Source organism: Pantoea sp. S18, assembly GCF_045689705.1.
Classification (GTDB): Bacteria; Pseudomonadota; Gammaproteobacteria; order Enterobacterales; family Enterobacteriaceae; genus Pantoea; species Pantoea symbiotica.
Genome location: NZ_CP142689.1, coordinates 712,279 through 731,772 on the forward strand (window position 1 = coordinate 712,279; position 19,494 = coordinate 731,772).

At 46.3% G+C, this 19,494-nt stretch carries 25 protein-coding genes and 1 pseudogene; 17 read left to right on the forward strand and 9 right to left on the reverse strand.

Translation table 11 applies throughout. The annotated features are described in order from the left end of the window. Positions 1–29: 29 nt before the first annotated feature. The 3 genes from VIJ98_RS23170 to VIJ98_RS23180 form a co-directional block, all read right to left on the reverse strand. Positions 30–374, reverse strand: coding sequence for a hypothetical protein (locus VIJ98_RS23170; RefSeq protein WP_323271632.1), 345 nt, complete (start codon positions 372–374; stop codon positions 30–32). A 1,513-nt stretch (positions 375–1,887) separates the two neighbouring features. Beyond that, positions 1,888–2,121, reverse strand: a complete 234-nt coding sequence (gene chaB / locus VIJ98_RS23175) for a putative cation transport regulator ChaB (RefSeq protein WP_323271633.1) — start codon at positions 2,119–2,121, stop codon at positions 1,888–1,890. A gap of 428 nt (positions 2,122–2,549) precedes the next feature. Further along, a complete protein-coding gene (locus VIJ98_RS23180) occupies positions 2,550–2,720 on the reverse strand; it encodes a general stress protein (RefSeq protein WP_091003902.1) in 171 nt (56 codons plus the stop codon). A gap of 716 nt (positions 2,721–3,436) precedes the next feature. On the opposite strand from VIJ98_RS23180, the gene VIJ98_RS23185 reads away from it, so the two are divergent. The 6 genes and pseudogenes from VIJ98_RS23185 to arsC all read left to right on the forward strand — a co-directional run bounded on the left by VIJ98_RS23185 (position 3,437) and on the right by arsC (position 7,647). Beyond that, positions 3,437–3,676, forward strand: coding sequence for a hypothetical protein (locus VIJ98_RS23185; RefSeq protein WP_323271634.1), 240 nt, complete (start codon positions 3,437–3,439; stop codon positions 3,674–3,676). 207 nt (positions 3,677–3,883) lie between these two features. Beyond that, a complete protein-coding gene (locus tag VIJ98_RS23190; protein ID WP_323271635.1) occupies positions 3,884–4,405 on the forward strand; it encodes a type 1 glutamine amidotransferase domain-containing protein in 522 nt (173 codons plus the stop codon). A 626-nt stretch (positions 4,406–5,031) separates the two neighbouring features. Beyond that, positions 5,032–5,291, forward strand: a pseudogene (locus VIJ98_RS23195) (DUF6434 domain-containing protein). Between the two features lie 172 nt (positions 5,292–5,463). Next, positions 5,464–5,817 carry a metalloregulator ArsR/SmtB family transcription factor gene (locus VIJ98_RS23200; RefSeq protein ID WP_008109293.1) on the forward strand — a complete coding sequence of 118 codons (354 nt, stop codon included), beginning with the start codon at positions 5,464–5,466 and terminating at the stop codon, positions 5,815–5,817. 70 nt (positions 5,818–5,887) lie between these two features. Beyond that, positions 5,888–7,171 (forward strand): arsenic transporter, encoded by a 1,284-nt coding sequence (locus VIJ98_RS23205; RefSeq protein ID WP_008109295.1) that lies wholly within the window; start codon positions 5,888–5,890, stop codon positions 7,169–7,171. Between the two features lie 47 nt (positions 7,172–7,218). Then, positions 7,219–7,647, forward strand: coding sequence for an arsenate reductase (glutaredoxin) (arsC, locus tag VIJ98_RS23210; RefSeq protein ID WP_323271636.1), 429 nt, complete (start codon positions 7,219–7,221; stop codon positions 7,645–7,647). Between the two features lie 42 nt (positions 7,648–7,689). On the opposite strand, the gene arsH is transcribed toward arsC, so the two are convergent. The 5 genes from arsH to VIJ98_RS23235 form a co-directional block, all read right to left on the reverse strand. Beyond that, positions 7,690–8,412 carry an arsenical resistance protein ArsH gene (gene arsH / locus VIJ98_RS23215; RefSeq protein WP_008109299.1) on the reverse strand — a complete coding sequence of 241 codons (723 nt, stop codon included), beginning with the start codon at positions 8,410–8,412 and terminating at the stop codon, positions 7,690–7,692. Continuing rightward, positions 8,409–8,744 (reverse strand): helix-turn-helix transcriptional regulator, encoded by a 336-nt coding sequence (locus tag VIJ98_RS23220; RefSeq protein ID WP_008109300.1) that lies wholly within the window; start codon positions 8,742–8,744, stop codon positions 8,409–8,411. Before VIJ98_RS23220 ends, arsH begins: the two co-directional genes overlap by 4 nt. Before the next feature lie 166 nt (positions 8,745–8,910). After that, on the reverse strand, positions 8,911–10,623 hold the full coding sequence (locus VIJ98_RS23225; RefSeq protein ID WP_323271637.1) for a DnaT-like ssDNA-binding domain-containing protein: 1,713 nt from the start codon (positions 10,621–10,623) through the stop codon (positions 8,911–8,913). Between the two features lie 88 nt (positions 10,624–10,711). Then, positions 10,712–11,128, reverse strand: a complete 417-nt coding sequence (locus VIJ98_RS23230) for a hypothetical protein (protein WP_323271638.1) — start codon at positions 11,126–11,128, stop codon at positions 10,712–10,714. Between the two features lie 36 nt (positions 11,129–11,164). Further along, complete coding sequence (locus VIJ98_RS23235; protein ID WP_091003926.1) at positions 11,165–11,365, reverse strand: helix-turn-helix transcriptional regulator; 201 nt, start codon at positions 11,363–11,365, stop codon at positions 11,165–11,167. 112 nt (positions 11,366–11,477) lie between these two features. On the opposite strand from VIJ98_RS23235, the gene VIJ98_RS23240 reads away from it, so the two are divergent. Then, on the forward strand, positions 11,478–12,119 hold the full coding sequence (locus VIJ98_RS23240) for a LexA family transcriptional regulator (RefSeq protein ID WP_101761650.1): 642 nt from the start codon (positions 11,478–11,480) through the stop codon (positions 12,117–12,119). 1,183 nt (positions 12,120–13,302) lie between these two features. Here VIJ98_RS23240 and iraP read toward each other — a convergent pair. After that, positions 13,303–13,668 carry an anti-adapter protein IraP gene (gene iraP, locus VIJ98_RS23245; RefSeq protein ID WP_154183910.1) on the reverse strand — a complete coding sequence of 122 codons (366 nt, stop codon included), beginning with the start codon at positions 13,666–13,668 and terminating at the stop codon, positions 13,303–13,305. A gap of 208 nt (positions 13,669–13,876) precedes the next feature. Between iraP and VIJ98_RS23250 the strand changes: the two genes are divergently transcribed. From VIJ98_RS23250 to VIJ98_RS23295, 10 genes are all read left to right on the forward strand, one after another. Beyond that, entirely contained in the window at positions 13,877–14,134 is a 258-nt protein-coding gene (locus VIJ98_RS23250) for a hypothetical protein (protein WP_323271639.1), read from the forward strand. A 612-nt stretch (positions 14,135–14,746) separates the two neighbouring features. Further along, positions 14,747–15,343, forward strand: a complete 597-nt coding sequence (locus VIJ98_RS23255; protein WP_277976430.1) for a pentapeptide repeat-containing protein — start codon at positions 14,747–14,749, stop codon at positions 15,341–15,343. A gap of 42 nt (positions 15,344–15,385) precedes the next feature. Beyond that, complete coding sequence (locus VIJ98_RS23260; RefSeq protein ID WP_323271640.1) at positions 15,386–15,610, forward strand: hypothetical protein; 225 nt, start codon at positions 15,386–15,388, stop codon at positions 15,608–15,610. 218 nt (positions 15,611–15,828) lie between these two features. After that, complete coding sequence (locus tag VIJ98_RS23265) at positions 15,829–16,251, forward strand: pentapeptide repeat-containing protein (RefSeq protein WP_323271641.1); 423 nt, start codon at positions 15,829–15,831, stop codon at positions 16,249–16,251. An 87-nt stretch (positions 16,252–16,338) separates the two neighbouring features. Beyond that, positions 16,339–16,524 (forward strand): hypothetical protein, encoded by a 186-nt coding sequence (locus tag VIJ98_RS23270; RefSeq protein ID WP_277976433.1) that lies wholly within the window; start codon positions 16,339–16,341, stop codon positions 16,522–16,524. After that, the gene (gamL, locus tag VIJ98_RS23275; protein WP_323271642.1) at positions 16,521–16,814 is read left to right on the forward strand and encodes a host nuclease inhibitor GamL; all 294 of its coding nucleotides are present in this window, start codon (positions 16,521–16,523) and stop codon (positions 16,812–16,814) included. Before VIJ98_RS23270 ends, gamL begins: the two co-directional genes overlap by 4 nt. Continuing rightward, positions 16,805–17,629, forward strand: coding sequence for a PD-(D/E)XK nuclease-like domain-containing protein (locus tag VIJ98_RS23280; protein WP_323271643.1), 825 nt, complete (start codon positions 16,805–16,807; stop codon positions 17,627–17,629). Before gamL ends, VIJ98_RS23280 begins: the two co-directional genes overlap by 10 nt. After that, positions 17,629–18,732 carry a RecT family recombinase gene (locus VIJ98_RS23285; RefSeq protein WP_323271644.1) on the forward strand — a complete coding sequence of 368 codons (1,104 nt, stop codon included), beginning with the start codon at positions 17,629–17,631 and terminating at the stop codon, positions 18,730–18,732. The genes VIJ98_RS23280 and VIJ98_RS23285 overlap by 1 nt, the downstream gene beginning before the upstream one ends. 36 nt (positions 18,733–18,768) lie before the next feature. Continuing rightward, entirely contained in the window at positions 18,769–18,972 is a 204-nt protein-coding gene (locus VIJ98_RS23290) for an ANR family transcriptional regulator (protein ID WP_323271645.1), read from the forward strand. 199 nt (positions 18,973–19,171) lie between these two features. Beyond that, positions 19,172–19,480, forward strand: a complete 309-nt coding sequence (locus VIJ98_RS23295) for a hypothetical protein (protein WP_323271646.1) — start codon at positions 19,172–19,174, stop codon at positions 19,478–19,480. Positions 19,481–19,494 lie beyond the last annotated feature (14 nt).

A 19,494-nucleotide genomic window follows, 5' to 3' on the forward strand; every position in this document is an offset into this window, starting at 1 on the left:
TCACGTTTATCGATATGTTTTCAACGGCATCAGGGGAAAAGCCGCTGGTGAGGTGAATGTCGAACAGCTTTAAGCACTTTCGTTTTAAGCTTTCGCTGAGGTTTCCTGGCTTCGCGGCTAACATGAACCTGTGCCAGTTTTAATGGTTTTACTTGTGTTTGCTGGTCTTGATCCAAACTTAAGCACAGCGGGCAATAAGTAACACTCGCGTACTGCACCAATGCCACAGCAATTGCTTGTTTAGGTGTATAACAACTCCCGATAAACGCTCTTGATTCAACTGGAGGGAGGTGTTCACAACGTTCAGTATGTAACAACAATCCATTATTAATATGATCACTGACGTAGTACTTAATTGCCTTATAATTGTACATGATAGTTTCCATTATAGTTTGCTGTGTGAGTCGCAACCTGGACTCGGTAAGATAGTAGTAATTACTTGATCTTATTTCTAATACTCTTGAAAATTGAATTCTATGCTCGCTACCAGCACGAAAATAGGTCATTCAAAATTGAAAATTTCGTAATTTGAGACAAATTCGGCACTCACTAAAACTTATACTCATTCAGGCCGTAATTATTCAAGAATACAAAATATTAAACAGCATTATTTCCGCCATTTTATCTGTTATAAATAAGAATGCTGCGCGTAGTAATCATCTGAATTGAAAAATAAAAATCGACCATCAAATAACCTTTTACGATAAAGACTGTTGGAATACTTTACAAACTACCATCGAGAGATGATCTACATTGTCTGCAAGACATCCATTACACATTACAACATTTTTACTACATGCTGCCACTTTTTTTACATTGATAACAATTTGAGAGAAAATATTTTTTTGATTTAAATATTAGTAGGCTTCTGTGCATAATGGACTGAAAACAAATGATTTTATTATTTATCATCATCTTGTCAAATCGTCGGTTTTGTGAGGGTACAATTTAAAGTTAAGCAGTCAATCATACGATTAAACTTATGTTTAGTCATTTTCAGAAAAGTGCCAAATCAAATAAATAGAACATCTTCAAGTGGTTTCATCAGAAAATTTGCACAGCAAAAATGTGCAGATTATAGCGATAAAGTACATATTGCTGTGATCTTATTTAGGCAACCCAGGTAGTATGTCTTGAAAATTTCTCAAGGTGGGGATAACACCAAAAAAACGGAAGGAAGATAGAATTGAAATGTGAAGTTTATTTAACCTTGAGCCAGAATTTAGAACTTTCATCACAACTAGTACTCGTGAGTTACATTACTAAAAACATTCTCCATGGCTCAGGATTATTATCATAAACTAATGCATCAACTCATGAGTAACGACTGCATTTAACTGAGTACCCTCAGTTCGATTTGAATATTGTCATAGGGGAAAAATGTCAGCGCTCAATAAAATTAATATTACTTGCAAAACCCTAGTCACCGAGCTATGTCCTCTGTCTTCTCATGAAAGATAAAGGTCAAGTGAACATTAAAAAATAACTTCGCTTTCACCTCAACGCTTCCGGTATTACAAAATCAGCTCTGAGTACAAAAGTAACATCTCAGCGAACTCCATCCTTACCAGTAATCTTGCGAACTTTCGCTATAAAATGGGAAAGCTTGATTTCCACTGTTTCTGCGAATACTTTGCGCCCTCGTTCATCAGAAACTTGGCTAGCTCATAATTCGATGCGTCAGAATCTTACTTGATGTAGATATGCCAGGCCTGTCTGTAAGTTTGCTGAAAATAGTCCCATGTGTCGAACCTTAAACTATTCGTAGTGGTAAAAAAATATCTCGACTCAATGTTCTTAACTCACAACTTAACAACACATGATAGCTTTCAGGATATCTTACTAACACAGTCCGTTAATGTTTTTGACGTTGAAATAGTGTTAATTTTAATTAGATTTCTTATGCCATTTATCGTCTTCACCTTTCTCATATTGATGCTTTACTGCGGCCCATGCAACCTTGTGTGATACCTCTTCGCGCGTGCTGTTATCATTCCTGTCTTTTTTATCTTTATACTCATCCCAGGCATTATTGAATGCTGCTAAGTATATGTCCTGTGCATGCGCAGGGAGAACATTTTTAACATTATCAGGTAGTGAACTTCGTGAATTATAGGGCATGGTGACCTCCGAAAGTAAGTCCGACAGTATCATACAGTGTCAAAGTTTTTAAAGGGACATACACCAGTGAGAAATGCATACGCTAAAACAAGCACATTGTTAATCCTCAAAAGTGCGCTAATAACTCTAAATAAGCACTAAGGAGTTAAACTTGAAAATATTTGTCTACGAGATTTTAAATGACAAAAAATGATTCAATATTTTCATGAAGTTAAAAAATCGCCTTGGAGTCCCCCCTTTGTATCAAGAAGCAGTATGTATGCTGCCGGATGCGAAGAAAGTATGATTAATGTTCAAAAACAAAAATATATCACCGGACGCCTTATCAAGAACTGATACTTATAAATACAAACTGACATTGTAAGTGGTTACATAAAAACCACCTTAAGCAGGTGCATGAATAACAAGGCGTTAGCATTGCGGCCTGTTTATACTTTATTCCGTCGACTTATCTTGCCGCCTTTACGACCTGCTTCTCTTGCTCGTTCAGGATCGTTTCTAAAATTGCCGCCACTCACCTTGCCGCCTTTTCGACCGGCTTCGGCAGCACGCTCACGATCTGAAGCAAAATTACCAGCGCCGCCCCTGTACGTCTCCATAACTTCCTCCTGTTGAGATATAAGTTACCTGCTAGGAAGAATAGCGCGCCGGTAAAATGATGCAAAAACTGATAAGTTCTATTTGCGCCTCGCTTAAGGCATTTAAGATTATTCCTAATAATGGGTCTTTATATTGCAACTCGCGAGATTGTTAACTTACTTATTTACCGGACGCATGATTATCACCAGGCTAGCGAATGCTTAGGCCGGAAAGTAACTAAAGCCTGGTACGTTTTCCCCTGGTGTTGTCATCGATATGACGCCCGCTTCGGCGGGATATTTTTGTAAGATAGAGCTTAAGATTCTCCCTGCAGAGTATGTTATAAAAACCTTTATCTTCAGATGAATAATAACCCATAGCATTCTGATTTTCATACGGTTATATATCCATAATCATTCTTAAACAGCAGTTATGACAAGTGTCGGCTAATGCCATCGTGATGTTTTAACTAACCGAAAAAACAACCTCTGCTAAAATACACCGCTAACTTACTCTACCTTAGGCATTTTGCACCGTGACTCCATTTGCCTTTTCATACATGGCATATAAACATCCAAAACGAGTTAATCCGCCTTATTAACAATCCCCCTCCTAAACAATTCATCTTGAAGTGATATCATGATTAAGACTGATTCACTCATTAATTTTCCGAGCATAATTAAGAGTTTATAAAAAATAGTTGAAATATCATAATTTATAACTATTTTAATGCTAAATGGAAATTACTTCTTTCATCATCCAGAAAAAAATGAGAGCTATCAGAACAGGATTGATTAATAGGGCCATAGGCTCTGCTGTAACTGAACTGACATCTAAAGGTATACCGGTCAATAAGGAAAATATTTTGTACGAACTGGAGAGGGTAGCTGCTTCATCAAATGAACTTCAAACGAAAATTTTTGTATTAGAAGCGGCTAAGTTGTTAAGAAAGAGTGACGGAAGCAGCCCAAACTAGTTCGAAGGCACCGAATAAGCCTTATTATCTGAATTTATTTTATTCTGAGGGAGTAATGGCCACATCAAGGCCTGGCTCATTACAGAATTCGCCGGAGAGTGGACCATTTATCCTGCAACCGTCTGGCTTGCATTTCAAGCTATGGCTACCAGAATTGTTGGGGTGCCAGAAACTTGTGCACTGAATTTTTACAGCGAGGAGATCAAAATGGGTAAGAAGATAGCAGTCCTGATAACGGATGAATTCGAAGATTCTGAATTTACCTCGCCTGCAGAAGCCTATACAAAGGCTGGACATGAAGTCGTCACCATTGAAATGCAGGCGGGAAAGATTGTCAAAGGAAAACAAGGTAAAGCGGAAGTCAAAATCGAAAAAGATATTGATCATGTTTACCCGGCAGAATTTGATGCATTACTGCTCCCCGGCGGGCATTCCCCTGACACATTGCGTGGCGATGACAGGTTTGTTAATTTTACCAAAGAGTTTGTCGCAAGTGGAAAACCTGTGTTTGCGATTTGTCATGGACCTCAGCTATTGATAAGCGCTAATGGTGTTCGCGGACGAAAGATGACCTGTGTTAAAGCTATCGCCATTGACCTGCGTAATGCGGGCGCAGATTTTTATGACAAAGAAGTTGTGGTAGATGACGATAAGCTGGTCACCAGCCGAACGCCTGAAGATTTGCCTGCGTTCAACCGAGAAGCATTGCGAATTCTGAGTGCTACGTGAATATAAACCTTACCTTTGTACATAAGTATCCCGTTCACCAGCCAGCACAATTATCAACGTTTCGGCTTAATACATACAGATATGTGCCGGCAGGATTTGGTGACCATGCCCCCCCTGCCGGTGAGTAATCTTAATCTCATAAATTCATTCAGTTATTGTCATCTACAGGTTTATTCATTCTTAGTTTATCGAATATCGACTTGCAAAAAGCTGAGTGTCCTCTCGAATTGATAGGAGTGTTATGTCTTTATTCGAAGCGTGACACAAGGATTCATCTGAACAGTAAAATAAGGCAACAATAGTTGGTATGGATTTATTTCTCCATCACCCCCGGAATCCTTCCGGTAACGCATTATCGGCATCGGCACTCGGCATGTCAGTGATATCCCTAGAGTAGTTCGGTTCTTAGCCGGAAGCCTACGCCCCTTCGAGATAAAGCAGCCAAGATGGCTCTCCCATGGCTTCAGGGTGTGCTGCGCGCCCTCTTGCTTGCTACAACAAGCTAATATTGACGCGCTGGCCATAACAGAATTCGAAACTTCAGCTAAGTGCTTGAAGCGGGCATTTCAAAGTCAGCATGTCAAATTTGAACCCCGCTATCGTTTGTTTAAATCAGGAGTCAACAAGTGAAAATCGATTGGCATAGTTCTTCATTAACACGTTTTACAATGGTGGATAAAGACTACAAAAACACACAAAACGTTCGCCGTTTTATGATGGATGAGTGCGGTCCAGATTTCCGGTTTGATCGCGAGTCATGGCCTGGATACGAAATGACGTACCAAAAATTCTGGGTGATGTGATTGCTGAGTGGAAGCGTAGACAACCACTTAAGGTTAGGAACGTAGGGTCTTCGCTTATAGCGGATCGTTACCTCGTCCGCTGAGTGCCAGGAGCGGACGTTGTTAACATTACTGTGCATTCAGTATCTCGGTGTAGGCCAAATTCGTCATTCGTCATGTAATATCCGTGGGTCTAAACATATTTCTTTTATCGAATGTGTTCCTGTTCTATCCTAATCCTTATACCCTTTGCACTATCCTGGATCTGCAATCAACATGTTATCTCTGACACCACTACAACTGTTCAAAAACCTTTCAGATGAAACGCGCCTGACGGTGGTGCTACTGCTGAAGGAAAAGGGTGAGCTCTGCGTGTGTGAACTATCAGTGGCATTAAAACTTCCACAACCCAAAATTTCCCGTCACCTTGCAATGTTGCGTTCCAGTGGATTACTCAGCGATCGTCGCGACGGTAAGTGGATCCACTATCGCCTGTCGCCACACATGCCAGCTTGGGCGGCTTCTGTCATTGAACAAGCCTGGCTGAGTCAGCGTGACGAAATTCGTGACTTGGCGGATAATGCGCTGCTTGACCATGCGACCACTAACGGCAGAGCTGTCTGCCTTTAAAAAAATTTATTTTAACATATCTGTTTATTCATATGTGTATCCCCATTTAATCATTAAACACGGAGGCAGCATGCTGCTGGCAGGCGCAATCTTTGTTCTCACCCTGATCTTCGTTATCTGGCAACCCCGCGGGCTCAGTATTGGATGGAGTGCGGTGGCCGGGGCCGCACTGGCGCTGATTACGGGCGTGGTACATATCGGTGATATTCCCGTGGTCTGGCAGATCGTCTGGAACGCCACGGCCACGTTCATTGCGGTGATCATCATCAGCCTGCTACTGGATGAGTCAGGATTTTTTGAGTGGGCAGCGCTGCACGTAGCACGCTGGGGTGGCGGCAGCGGAAAGCTGCTTTTCACGTATATCGTGCTGCTGGGCGCAGCAGTAGCAGCGCTGTTTGCAAATGATGGTGCGGCGCTGATACTGACGCCGATCGTGATTGCCATGCTGCTGGCGCTCGGGTTCAGCCGTAGTGCGACGCTGGCGTTCGTCATGGCTGCGGGTTTTATCGCGGATACGTCGAGCCTGCCACTTATCGTGTCCAACCTGGTCAATATCGTTTCGGCGGACTTTTTCCATCTGGGATTCAGTGATTACGCGTCGGTTATGGTGCCGGTCAACATTGCTTCGGTGCTGGCGACACTCGTTATGCTGCACCTGTTTTTCCGAAAGGAAATCCCGGCAAAGTATGACGAGGCGAAGCTCAAAGCGCCACGTGAGGCCATACGTGATATCAGCACGTTTCGCACCGGATGGGTGGTGCTCCTTTTGCTATTGGCTGGCTTCTTTGCGCTGGAACCGCTCGGCGTTCCAGTCAGCCTGGTTGCGGCTGTCGGCGCACTGATCCTCTGGCTGGTCGCGCGGCGCGGCCACGTGATTGATACCCGCAAGGTGCTGCGCAATGCGCCCTGGCAGATAGTGGTGTTTTCACTGGGCATGTACCTAGTGGTCTATGGATTACGTAATGCAGGTCTGACGGAGTATCTGACCACGCTGCTCAACGATTTCTCCGATTCGGGTGTCTGGGGGGCGGCGATGGGAACCGGGTATCTCACCGCCCTCTTCTCATCCGTCATGAACAACATGCCCACGGTGCTGATAGGCGCGCTTTCCATTGATGCCAGTTCGGCACAGGGTATCGTGCGTGAGGCCATGATTTACGCCAACATTATCGGCTGCGATCTTGGGCCCAAAATCACGCCAATTGGCAGCCTGGCAACACTCCTGTGGCTGCACGTGCTGTCACAGAAAAACATCCGCATCAGCTGGGGTTACTACTTCCGGGTCGGCATCGTTATGACGCTGCCGGTGCTGACCGTTACGCTTGCCGCGCTCGCGCTGCGTCTGTCGATCTGACGATAATCCGGGGCGGCGCATGCGGCCCCCTTACACGAGGTTTTACCATGTCTGACATCACCATTTATCACAATCCCGCCTGCGGCACTTCGCGTAATACGCTGGCGCTGATCCGCAACAGCGGCGCAGAACCCAACGTAATCCATTACCTTGAAACCCCGCCGACGCGTGAAACGCTTGAAGCGCTGATTGAAGCGATGGGTACCGGCGTACGGGCGCTGCTGCGTAAAAATAGTGACCCGTATGAACAACTGGGCCTCGCCAGCGACAGCTTCTCAGATGAAGAGCTGCTGGACGCCATGCTGGCTCACCCGATCCTGATTAATCGCCCGATAGTGGTAACGCCGCTTGGAACAAAGCTTTGCCGCCCTTCAGAAGTCGTGCTGGACATTCTGCCTGATCCGCAGAAAGGTCCGTTTACTAAAGAAGATGGCGAAGTGGTGATTGGTGCGGACGGTAAACGCGTCAGCCAGTAATTAGAAAGGATGAAAAGAAAAACCGGCGAAACGCCGGTTTTATCAGATGCTGCGCTGGTTAACCCTGGCTGAGAGCTGCTCCGCGCTCTCCTTTCTCTCGCTGTAGCGATCGGTAAGATAGTCGCTGCGCCCACGCGTCAACACGGTGAACTTCATCAGTTCTTCCATCACGTCCACGATACGCTCGTAATAGGCCGACGGCTTCATCCGGCCCGCTTCATCGAATTCTGTCCAGGCTTTTGCCACGGAAGACTGATTAGGGATGGTAATCATGCGCATCCAGCGTCCCAGAATGCGCATCTGGTTGACCGCGTTAAAAGACTGAGAGCCGCCGCTGACCTGCATCACCGCCAGCGTTTTCCCCTGCGACGGGCGCACCGCGCCTGTTGACAGCGGTATCCAGTCAATCTGCGCTTTCATCACGCCGGTCATCGCGCCGTGACGCTCTGGTGAACACCACACCATGCCTTCTGACCACAGCACCAGCTCGCGTAGCTCGGCAACCTTAGGATGCGTTTCGGGGGCATCATCGGGAAGTGGTAAGCCGGATGGATTAAAAATCCTGACTTCAGCGCCCATCGCCGTCAGCAGTCGAGCCGCTTCTTCAGTGGCGAACCGACTAAACGAGCGTTCACGTACAGAACCGTACAGCATCAGTATACGCGGCGCATGAGTGGGCTCTGTTGCCAGCAGCTTTTCGGTCGTCACCGGTGCATCAAACAGGTCAGCATCGATATTGGGTAGCGTCATATCCGTCAGGTTCATTCTGTTTTCTCAGTTAACTGTGTTGGCAGGTTGAAGCCACATCCACCTTCTCCGCTACAGCACTCTTCGACGAGAAAGGCCAGCAGTTGCTCAAGCCGCTCATACTGTGGGAGACAAAAAAGCGTTCGCCCCTGTCGATCTTGCCGGATAAGCCCGACAGACATCAGCGCGGAAAGATGATGGCTCAGCGTGGATGCAGGAATATCCAGCAGCTTCTGTAAATCGCCGACCGGCAGCCCGCCGTGTCCGGCTTTAACCAGCGCTTTATAGACGGCCAATCGCGTGGGATGGCCGAGTTCTTTTAATGCGCTGGCTGCGGTATTCATGTCCATGATGCCTCCTTAAATCTATATTTCCAGAATAATGGAAATATAATTCAAGTCAACGAGTGTGATTGTGTTGTCATGTCCTCAATAAGGAAAATGTCCGCTGTTCGCTCTTAGCAGCTATCCAGGCTCCCATGTTCACTAAAGGATCTGTTGTAACATGGCTGTCTGTTCATCCCCCATGAAACCCATGCGGGATGGCGTAATCCATGCTGGTTGGAATTGTAAAGTCCTGATGGCCTGAAGCGCGCTTAGCCGCCCGCTTACGCCCCTTGCCTATAAACCGTGCCAGCTTCGTCTCCCACTGCTTCTGAGTGTGTTCTGCGCCCTCTTCCATCCAGTAATTTACAAACTCGCTCAGCTCATAGTTCGATGCGTCAGAATCAAGGTCGATGCCAATATGCCGGGCATGTTTGAGAAACTGGCTTGAGGTTGTCCAGTGTGGGTCAAGCCTGAATTTAGCCTGCTCAGTTGATTGTGCATTGCCTCCACCCGTTGAGCCACATGCGGCACGCTTGCGAGTGACACAGGTGGCGGAGTTTCCGGTTCTCAGGATTGTCACGCTCTGGGTCACGTTGCGCATGGCGTCGAAGGCACAACCGCTGGGCCGGGTTTTATGTGGGGAGGACTTGCTCACCCAGGGGGCTGGAAAGTCAGTCAGCCAATCAGGGGTCAACGCGATTTTGCTGTTGGGGTCGAAGTTATCCACAGGCCATGAAATTTTCTCGCGCGCGATGTGTGTTGTTTTAGATTTTGATTTTAAGGTTTTAGATCTTAAAAAACTAAAACGGGTGCGCGCGCGCGAAGGTATAACACGCGTGAGCCCGCCAGGAACGTTTCGCGTTACGCCAGAATCACCGGGCGTTATGCTGTCGGTGACGCTTTGCGTTACGCCAGAATCACCGGGCGTTACGTTACCGGTTACGCTCTGCGTTACGCCAGAATCATCGGGCGTTACGCTGCCGGTGACGCTTTGCGTTACGCCAGAATCACCGGGCGATATGCTGCCGGTGACGCTCTGCGTTACGCCAGAATCATCGGGCGTTACGCTACTGGTGACGCTTTGCGTTACGCCAGAATCACCGGGCGATATGCTGCCGGTTACGCTCTGCGAAACGCCGGATTCAGCGGGCGTTACGCTACTGGTGACGCTCTGCGTTACGCCAGAATCATCGGGCGTTACGCTACTGGTGACGCTCTGCGTTACGCCGGGCTTGTCACATGAATCACTGATCGATATGTCTGATGCCCAGGATCGCCTGCCATGCTTATCAGTTGTTTTATGTTGGGGGTAGCAGTAACCAACGTGCGTTGTTTTGCCATCGACAGTGATTGACCCTAACTTCAGCAGTCTTCCCTCCTCGTCATAAACCTCATCATGCTTTATGACGACAGTCTGATTTTTAAAACGTGAGCTATTAGCAAGTTCAGCAGCAGCCCGCCTTCCCTCAACTATCCAGTTCCTGACCTTAAGCCTCATACGGTAGCGCTGCTGCCTCAATGCAGCCTGAGATTTTTTGCCTTCAATCTTTTGTTGCTCCCCTTTCATTTCCGGAAGCGCCAGGCAGTTTCTCCGCTTGTCATACTTAACCCAACCTACTTTCTGCATTGCCTGACCGAAACCGGGATGGTTCACGACAGCATCGATGTATGAGAGATCAGCATCAGGAATCACACCCTTGCGGGCATGATGTTTCGCAACAGACCAGAACTTAAGCAGACCAGTCACAATGATATCGCGCTTATCACGAATACTGCCCTCCTGCTTTGCACGGTGACTGCCCTCACCTACTGAGCGAGGGGGAATCAGGAGATGCTGTGCCATCAAATGCACTTTGGGATGGGATGAGAGAACTTCTGGCGACTTCATTTGTTTGGCGAACATTTCCTGACCCTTAACTCAAATCGCAGCCGTTTACTTGCACGGCTGCTGCTGACATAATTGGGATGGTTTCTGACGAAACTGTTCTGCACTAAACCCCGGTACTGTTACAGCAGTCCGGGGTTTTCTCTTTTGTGCGCTCCAGTTCGTACTCGGCAAATTGTATGGCCACGGTGAGAAGCCATCGATACTGTTCCAGTGGCACTTTCATCTCTCCCCTCAACACGAAATCCTCCACCCCACTTGCTGCCAGCGTTTCCATGATTTCAGGGTATTTCTCTGTTCGTCTCAGCACTGTTGAATCGGCTACGTTAAGTCGTTTAGCAACTTCAGTTTGCCGTGTATGCAATAACGCTTTATGGGCTAAAGAGAGAAGATGACGGCCATTCACACTCAGTCCATCTGATTTGCGTGCATTTGCTCTTTCCATTGGATAATTTCCTAAAAATGGTCGAAACAGCGTTTCCGGGCAAAGAACTTCGGAGACGCTGCTGATGATTAGTGACAATTTATCTTCGAGTAAGGCTTTGTTTAAAATAATTTTTTATGGAGGGAATACCTCATCTATAGTAAGTGTGTGACCGAGCGTTTCCAGCCCCTTGAGGATCAGACGGCAGCTGGCCAGGCTTGGGGTTCGGATGTTGCTTTCGTAATTGGCAATACGAGATGGCCCCCAGCCAATTGACTTCGCCAGCACTGCCTGAGAAATGCCTATTTTTTTTCGAATCAAAGCTAAATTGTTCATAAAGCCTCCAGTGCAATCACATATTAACTATCACAATTTGTGATCTAATTTCAACCACGGTGTGAGGCTGCTATACTCACGGCATGTGTAATTCCGTAAATTGAGATATGAAATGTCTAACGATATTGGGGAAAGAATAAGGGCGCTCAGAGAGTCAAAAAGGCTGAGCCAGGCTCAGTTAGCGAAACAGTGCGGCTGGGTTACAGCATCAAGATTAGGCAATTACGAGATTGGTTCACGAAAAGTGAATGCTGATGACGCGGCACTACTGGCTTTGGCTTTAGGGGTGACTCCAGCATTTATTCTGTTCGGCGATGATTCAAGTACAGTTTACAAGCAACACGAATATCCACTACTCACTAAAGACCAACTAATAAGTCAGGAGCGCGGATATCCAATCGCTTTTGACAGTAATACTAAGTTTTACTCCTCCACAACACGGGCAAGTAAAAAATCCTTTTGGTTTCAGGTTCCAGGGCATTCAATGACTTCCCCCTATGGAGTTAAACCCAGTTTTCCAGAGGGCATCCTTGTTTTAGTTGATCCTGAAGCACCTATCGAGTCCGGCCACTACTGCGTAAGTATCGTGTATGACAAAACGGAAGTTACTTTCAAAAAGTTTGTTACAGAGGATGGTAAGCAGTGGCTCGAGCCTATGAATACTACAGCGAGATATCAAAGCATCGAAATTGATGAAAATTGTCGCATTCTCGGTAAGGTTGTAAAAGCACAATGGGATGATGAATTTTTTTAAGCCTTGCCAATAATCTTATCTTCCATCTTAAACTCACCTCCTTCGAAGTTCTTCCCCTCATGCTCATAAAGCCCAAACTGCGGGTTTATGAGCATAAAAGATCACATTAAATTCAATAACAAAACGTGACCTTCAAAAAATATCACACAATACGTGTTGACACCTGATGCCACATCGTGTGATCTTTGAATTAGTGGAACGGAAACCCTCGAACTAATGCTCTACGAGTTAGTTTGGACGGCACAATAAAGTCGGGCGGGAGGAGCACAGGAGTGCGATATCCCGAAGTGGCAAAACCCAACCTACTCGCAACAAACGAGATGGCGCTAACCAGTGCCATGTCATTTGTTGGAGAAGGAAGCATGAAACGCACTAACGTTGTATGCCCGCTTTGCAACAGACGCTTCGACCCTCGAACTCCATTAACCCACATCAAGACTTATCACCGGAATGCCAGTGATTTTGATCTGGCCAGGATTCGTGATGTTCGACGCAGCTGTTTCGGGCAAAGCAAACCTCTCAAGCAAAAATCACCCTGCCTTTCAATTTACGTGATGAAAACTGGCAAGCCTTGATTATTGCTAATCAAAAAAATCATTACAGAGGTGAGATGAAATAAACGAATGGATGAATTTTTTCAGTAAAACGAATAACGATTAGATTATAAATTCTTCGTCAGGAAGTAATTCCGACTCCTCGTCTAGTCAATTCGCGGCTGCGACTTAGCCCGGCTTGCCGGGCGTAATTTATCAGACCGCATACCTGCATTCCTTTGACCCTTTCCCGCCTTGTGCGGGATTTTTTTTAACGTCTCTGAGCGAATAAAGTGAGAGTCGCATAATGCCCGGAAAAAATCAGACCGCCATCACACATTAATTTCGATAGCAGGTTTGAGCTAAGCGCTAAGAAAGATTTTTATAATTACAAAAGCCAACCAGACTCACCAAAACCAAAGCACACTGCTGGAATAAACATTATGGTTCAGGTGGTTATGCATGTAACTCGCTTACTGAAAAATAACCTTATCGTAACGACAAATGTTCCTTAGTATCGGATTTAATCTTAGGCATTATGCTTAAGCAAGGAACATTGCTGGTTCCGTTTAAAGGTGCAGTTTATACCACCCGGCTTAATGCCGGGTTTTTTTATTAGCGAATGGCTTTCGATACGCCACTAAAAATTGTCAGCTCTTGTCCTGAATTGAATTGTCATTTCCAGAGGACATTCCTGAAATCTCTGCCAGACCTTCATGGTTGATTTCAGTATCAGCCCCGTCTACGGCCCGGGAAATAGTGAGCAAATCCTGCAATTCACTCAGCAAAATTGCAGCATCTGACTTGAGCATATCATCGGACTCTGCCGACTCAATAACTGTATTAATCGCTTTATTCGCGCTCTCAATCATCTCAGTGACACCACCCTGCTTGCTGACGGCTAAAACCAACGCGCTGATGAGAAGTGACTGTGCTTCGACGCGGGCAGTCAGCTGCTTCGTCGCCGCGTCAATTTTCGAAATTTTGGCAAGCATGCTCAGTACGACATTTTTCATAGTGACCTCTCTCTGTAGAGGTCGAACATATTACCCGGACTGTGCATTTCCTCAATATGAAATAATCCTAAATGCCATCATGAGAAGACGGAATTGACTTATATACCCTCTACGTTGAAACCTTATGAGGGTGCTTAATAAATCAGGGCCTTACACTCACCATATTATTTAATTAATCAACGCTATTAAAAATTTATCTGGAGCATCTATGCACAATCGTGAAGCAGCAGTAAGCATTAAACAATCCGTTTTAATGGTTGTACGAGAACTGAGTATATCAGTGGGTAATATTTACGAGTATGAAGCAGAAGGTAAAGTGACCAGCGAGGAATCAGAAGAGTATATGGAGAAAGTACAGATTTCAATTGATAATATAATCAGTGAAATTCTGGAGCCCGTCTATAAATTACACCCGGACTTACGCCCTAAGTGTTGTGCGTGTGAAAAGTCGCATAATCCTGAATAAGAGCATTGCGTTTACTTAGGTTAATGATTTCTACTACACGTCATAAATAACGTGCGATCTATTTCGCCTGAAATCTCACGATCAGAAAGTAAAACAAACATCGTTCAGTATTATCATGCTGGTTAAAAATGGATTATACACTGCTGTCCCGTCATAGACGGGACTATTTTTACCTGAAACTAGGAGATCACATGATTTACAGATTCAGATGGGGTTGGCACATATTCACAGCCTGTTCTTTAAACCGTTCGCGGAGATTTGTCCATTTCTGTGATGGCTTAGACTGGGTATTTACCCAAAAGCTTGCTGCGTCATGCGCAGATGAATGGGTGGCCAGCCGTGAATAAACATAAGGTACCAGAACGCGTTAACATCCGGGCACGCTGTCTTCTAAGGCAATGGCGTCAGGGACAAATAAAGCCACGACGCACAATACGACATGGCTATCTTTCCATCTGCGTGACACCTTCCTGGCGTCTTCTCTCCAAAAACGGAGGGAGAAAATGGCTTTTACTCAGTCACGCCGATTATGACAAAGAACTCTGAACGGGAATAACAAATATGCATGACCTGTCAATGTTAAATTGTTCCTTAAAGTCTTATGGAAATGAAATGACTGAAGAAGAATTATCGGCATTACTGAAGGATCATTACGCCTGGCTTCGGTCAGCAGGTGAAGAGGGGAAAAGATTAGTACTTAATTACCGGGATTTGTCTAAACACAATTTTTATAACATCAATCTTGAGAAATGCATCTTAACTAATTGTAACCTCAGCGCCTGTAACTTCAGTCGTGCAAAACTACGCCATGCTGCATTAGATGGATGTAATCTGGAGAGAGCTGATTTTACTCACGTAAAGTTTGATTATGCGTCACTACGTCATTCCAATTTATTTTATACGAATTTCTATGACGCTAATCTTCGCCTCGCTGATGTAACGGGAACAAAGCTGAAAGGAGCCCATTTATTTGGAACCCGCTTACCTGCCAATACATGGCTTATTCTGGGTGAGGAATACAGTATTCAAATAACGCATGGCGTCACATTAAGCGCCGGCTGTCAGACTCACAAATTCGAAGACTGGCGACGCTTCAGACTGGAAGATATTGAGGCGATGGATGGCGAACGCGCAATTCAATTTTATCCAAGGCTCCTGGATATTCTTGACTTTTATACCGGTAAAGGTGAGAGGCCAGACTGGCTTTAATTATACCTGCTTCTTTCTGAATATTTACACGGAGTTGATCCTGTGAAAATCACATACATCACAAATGGCGAACAATCCATGCTCATCATTAAGTCCTGCATCTTCTGCTTGCTTAAACACGCGCGGGTAGCAAATGCAGCCCTGAGCGCGGCTCCAGAAGCAAACGTATCGACGTCTGGTGTGTTTTGTCTGAAAACAATCATTTCGGGCAAAACGCCCTCCATTTATGAAGCCCGCGCGGCAGCAAGGCGGGAGGAGTGTAAATGAATGTTTTGCATCTATGTCTTACTTACCCTGAACAACCCGACGAACCTGCTGAGTCTTCATTACATGGACATACTCCGTTCAGGCGCGCTGGTCAGTTCCGCTACACACACAACTGAACGCAACGCCGTTAAAAAAATTCTCATTCGCCCGTTCTCCTCCAACTCAGGAGAAACAGGTCAGGCCATCACCTTTTACCCGTTAATCAATGGAGTAACACCATGAACCTTTCACAACTTGAAATCATACTGCGTGCTCACAAAATCTGGGTCCGCTCAGAGGGTCAGAAAGGAAAGCGTGCCGATATGAGTTTTATGGACCTGAGAGGTGCACCTCTCGATAACGCTGATCTGACCCAGGCCCTTATGATTGGTGCAAATTTACAGGGAGCGAGTCTGAATAACACCCTGCTTTGCCGGGCTTTTATGCCGTTCGCTGATCTGTCAGGCACCACTTTATTAAACACAGACTTCAGCCATGCAAAGTTGATGGCTGCCAATCTACGGGATGCGGACATGCGTACAGCCAAGCTGGAAGGTGCTGATTTGCAGGGTGCATTGATCGGGGGAGCCCGGTTACCGGCCAGTAGCACGAAAACCAGTAAGAAAATGGTCGTGATCGAACTACTTGTTATCAGGCGCTGAGTGAAATCCAGAACTGACCTCTTCTAGCCTCACTCAGCCTTTTCCACAGCAATACCTTTTAACAGACCTATTCACAGGAACTTCACCATGATGAACAAAAACATCAGGGGCGATGCCGCCTGCGCACGTCCTTTTCACTCCATCCATTCTGTCGAGTTCAGCCGAAAGAACATTCTGAGCAGTGCCAGCTTTAGCCGTCGACCTCCTAAACCGCTACTGCAGGTTCTGACTGACAGACTGACCGAAATCATTCTTCAGGAGGGCAAGCCATGATGCCATTCATTGAGCTCGAGCGCAGAAAAGAACAGCTCGATGCGGAAGAACAGGATGCCATTCGAAAAGAGCAGTGGATCGACGACGAAGCCGCACGCCTTCTTACCTTCTTTCCTGACACGCTTGATGAATTCAGGGCTTCCCTGCTTCATCCATTCGCCAGCAAATGCTGTTTCGGCGGTAAAGCGAATGAAGAGTATTGGGACTTCATTCTTAACCTTGCTTACCTCCAGGCAAATGAAAACTATGACCTGCAGGTATTACTGAAATGGGAGGAGCCATGCCAGTAAAACCCGGCGTGTATCACAACATCAGTAATGAGGACTACCACGCAGGCCCGGGGGTCAGTAAGTCGCAGCTTGATGATGTGGCGCTGAACCCTGCCATCTACAAATGGCGTAAGGATGCGCCTGTCGATCCTGAAAAAACAGCCGCACTGGATATGGGTAGCGCCCTGCATTGCATGCTGCTGGAACCCGGTGAATTTGATAAGCGCTATATCGTGGCCCCCGCTTTCAACCGCCGCACAAATCAGGGCAAGGCGGAAGAGCAGACATTCCTGGACGATGCCAGCAGGATGAACATGACCGTGCTGGATGCTGAGCAGGGACGAAAGCTTTTGCTGATGCGAGACAGTGCAATGGCTCACCCCGCAGCCAGTTACTTTTTGAAAGACGAAGGGTATTGCGAATCTTCAATCTACTGGCGAGACAGTGAAACCGATGAGCTATGCCGAATCCGCCCGGACAAATTTCTGGCCGACCGCCCTGTCATCATTGATGTCAAGAAAGTTGCCGACATGTCCCGTTTTTCACGGCATATAGAAGAGTTCCGGTATCACGTTCAGGCCGCGATGTACTGCGAGGGTTTCTACAATTGCTTACGGGAAAATCCACAGTTTGTCTTTATTGCCGTGGGCGAAACCATCGATTGTGGCCGCTACCCCATTCGGGTGTTCGAACTGCATGAAGATGACTTTCAGACAGGTTTGAAACTCTTTCGCCAGAATCTCGACACCTTCCACCACTGCCGCCTCAATGATTACTGGGGCGGCATTGAGACAATCCAGCGCCCGTTGTGGGCACGCAGACAGGAGAATCAGTGATGCAGAATAAACCAGTGGACCCCACGTCAGATAACACCAGCACGGCCGCCACCATTTTCAGCCCGGATGCACTGGATAAGCTTGTGCGTTTCGCCGAGATTATGGCCGGCAGCCGGGTGACTGTACCAGCGCACCTCGCCGGAAAAGCCTCAGACTGCCTCGCCGTCACAATGCAGGCGGTGCAGTGGCGCATGAACCCGTTTGCTGTGGCCCAGAAAACCTTCATGGTTAACGGCGTACTGGGTTATGAAGCTCAGCTGGTTAACGCCGTCATCTCGACAATGGCCCCTACACGCGATCGGATTCAGTATGCCTGGTTTGGTCCGTGGGAAAAGGTCATCGGCAAATTCACTGAAAAAACGTCATCAAAGGGAAATAAGTACACGGCTCCCGGATGGACACTGGACGATGAATCCGGTTGTGGCGTTCGTGTCTGGGCAACGATGAAGAATGAGGAACAGCCACGCGAGCTGGAAATCCTTTTAACGCAGGCGCAGGTGCGCAACTCCACACTGTGGGCAAGTGACCCCAAACAACAACTGGCTTATCTCGCCGTCAAACGTTGGGCGCGACTGCATTGCCCCGATGTCATCCTGGGCGTTTATACACCCGATGAAATTGACACTGCTCCAACCGTTGAGCGAGATATTACTCCCGCTAAATCCACTTTGACCGACTTGAACGCACTGATCAATCAGTCCAGGCAGCAAGCCGAGGCGTTAATTGAACACAGTGATACTGAAGATGAAGCATCAGATGTTGACCAAAGCGCATCGGATACGCCAGCAACAGCGCCACCGCCTATCCCAGATACACAGCATTCCGTAGTGACAGCGCCTGAGCAAAAATCAGCACAGCGTTCCGCCGGGAAAGCGAAAGTTTTCGTCAACGATCAGGATGTTCAGCAACGGACGCCCGATAAGCTGCTGGCGGATTTCTGTGAGGCTGCGATGAACGCCAAAACCGTCAGCGCGTTGGCCAAATGTTACGCCTATGCCTCCAGAGTGCTGGCTTCTACACCAGCACTACTTGAGAAAGCGACCGATGTCTTTCTGGTGAGGAAAGCTGAAATGGATGAAGCCGGAACAAGTCAGAAATCATGATTTGTTAAAAGTGTGGCCAGGAGACAAGGTAAGCCCATGAAAGGTAATTTACGTAACCTCCGTTATTATAACACTGCTGAAGCAGCAGCGATTGCGGAAAACTTTGGACACTATGAAAAAGCAGGGAAGCTCTGGTTAAAGGCAATGAAACTGGCCATGAGACAGGTTAACGCTGAATGGTCAGAACATCGAAGCCAGTATTGCCAGAGTGTTTTACGTAATGGATGGTCTCAAAAATAATCTTATATTTGTCTTAGCTAATACCAGGGAAAATTCAACTTCTGAATTTGTTCACTTTTCTGACTTCATCTAATTATGTCTGAGTGATACATTCCTCTCACTCAACAAAATGAGTTAAATCGAAAAATATTGATTTATGGTGCGCTGTTAAATAAAAAATAACGCATAGACACCGCCATTATCAAACTAAGAGGTATTCATGAAAAATTTACTACTTAACTACATAGATTGTCATTTGAATACTGCCAATTCAGAACACATGGAACGACTGGTATATTTCATTGCTAAACTTTCACTGATTTCCCCACCCGTTGCATGGATCGTAAAGTTACCGGGCGAAGTGCAGGACAAGCTGTTCCTGAGCCATGCAGATGCGTTCAGCTACATGGAATTAATGGAGCAGCCAGTTAATTATATTATGCCCCTGTATGCAGCGGTGAACGTGGAAGTGGTGACATCAGGCAATAATTACGCGATTGCAGCAAACATTCCCAATAAAGAGAAGTAATAACACGCTCATTA

Coding starts and splice junctions, on each gene's coding strand:
- VIJ98_RS23170 (WP_323271632.1), bottom strand. CDS start 374: ATGTACAATTATAAGGCAATTAAGTACTACGTCAGTGATCATATTAAT.
- chaB (WP_323271633.1), bottom strand. CDS start 2,121: ATGCCCTATAATTCACGAAGTTCACTACCTGATAATGTTAAAAATGTT.
- VIJ98_RS23180 (WP_091003902.1), bottom strand. CDS start 2,720: ATGGAGACGTACAGGGGCGGCGCTGGTAATTTTGCTTCAGATCGTGAG.
- VIJ98_RS23185 (WP_323271634.1), top strand. CDS start 3,437: ATGGAAATTACTTCTTTCATCATCCAGAAAAAAATGAGAGCTATCAGA.
- VIJ98_RS23190 (WP_323271635.1), top strand. CDS start 3,884: ATGGGTAAGAAGATAGCAGTCCTGATAACGGATGAATTCGAAGATTCT.
- VIJ98_RS23200 (WP_008109293.1), top strand. CDS start 5,464: ATGTTATCTCTGACACCACTACAACTGTTCAAAAACCTTTCAGATGAA.
- VIJ98_RS23205 (WP_008109295.1), top strand. CDS start 5,888: ATGCTGCTGGCAGGCGCAATCTTTGTTCTCACCCTGATCTTCGTTATC.
- arsC (WP_323271636.1), top strand. CDS start 7,219: ATGTCTGACATCACCATTTATCACAATCCCGCCTGCGGCACTTCGCGT.
- arsH (WP_008109299.1), bottom strand. CDS start 8,412: ATGAACCTGACGGATATGACGCTACCCAATATCGATGCTGACCTGTTT.
- VIJ98_RS23220 (WP_008109300.1), bottom strand. CDS start 8,744: ATGGACATGAATACCGCAGCCAGCGCATTAAAAGAACTCGGCCATCCC.
- VIJ98_RS23225 (WP_323271637.1), bottom strand. CDS start 10,623: ATGTTCGCCAAACAAATGAAGTCGCCAGAAGTTCTCTCATCCCATCCC.
- VIJ98_RS23235 (WP_091003926.1), bottom strand. CDS start 11,365: ATGAACAATTTAGCTTTGATTCGAAAAAAAATAGGCATTTCTCAGGCA.
- VIJ98_RS23240 (WP_101761650.1), top strand. CDS start 11,478: ATGTCTAACGATATTGGGGAAAGAATAAGGGCGCTCAGAGAGTCAAAA.
- iraP (WP_154183910.1), bottom strand. CDS start 13,668: ATGAAAAATGTCGTACTGAGCATGCTTGCCAAAATTTCGAAAATTGAC.
- VIJ98_RS23250 (WP_323271639.1), top strand. CDS start 13,877: ATGCACAATCGTGAAGCAGCAGTAAGCATTAAACAATCCGTTTTAATG.
- VIJ98_RS23255 (WP_277976430.1), top strand. CDS start 14,747: ATGACTGAAGAAGAATTATCGGCATTACTGAAGGATCATTACGCCTGG.
- VIJ98_RS23265 (WP_323271641.1), top strand. CDS start 15,829: ATGAACCTTTCACAACTTGAAATCATACTGCGTGCTCACAAAATCTGG.
- VIJ98_RS23270 (WP_277976433.1), top strand. CDS start 16,339: ATGATGAACAAAAACATCAGGGGCGATGCCGCCTGCGCACGTCCTTTT.
- gamL (WP_323271642.1), top strand. CDS start 16,521: ATGATGCCATTCATTGAGCTCGAGCGCAGAAAAGAACAGCTCGATGCG.
- VIJ98_RS23280 (WP_323271643.1), top strand. CDS start 16,805: ATGCCAGTAAAACCCGGCGTGTATCACAACATCAGTAATGAGGACTAC.
- VIJ98_RS23285 (WP_323271644.1), top strand. CDS start 17,629: ATGCAGAATAAACCAGTGGACCCCACGTCAGATAACACCAGCACGGCC.
- VIJ98_RS23290 (WP_323271645.1), top strand. CDS start 18,769: ATGAAAGGTAATTTACGTAACCTCCGTTATTATAACACTGCTGAAGCA.
- VIJ98_RS23295 (WP_323271646.1), top strand. CDS start 19,172: ATGAAAAATTTACTACTTAACTACATAGATTGTCATTTGAATACTGCC.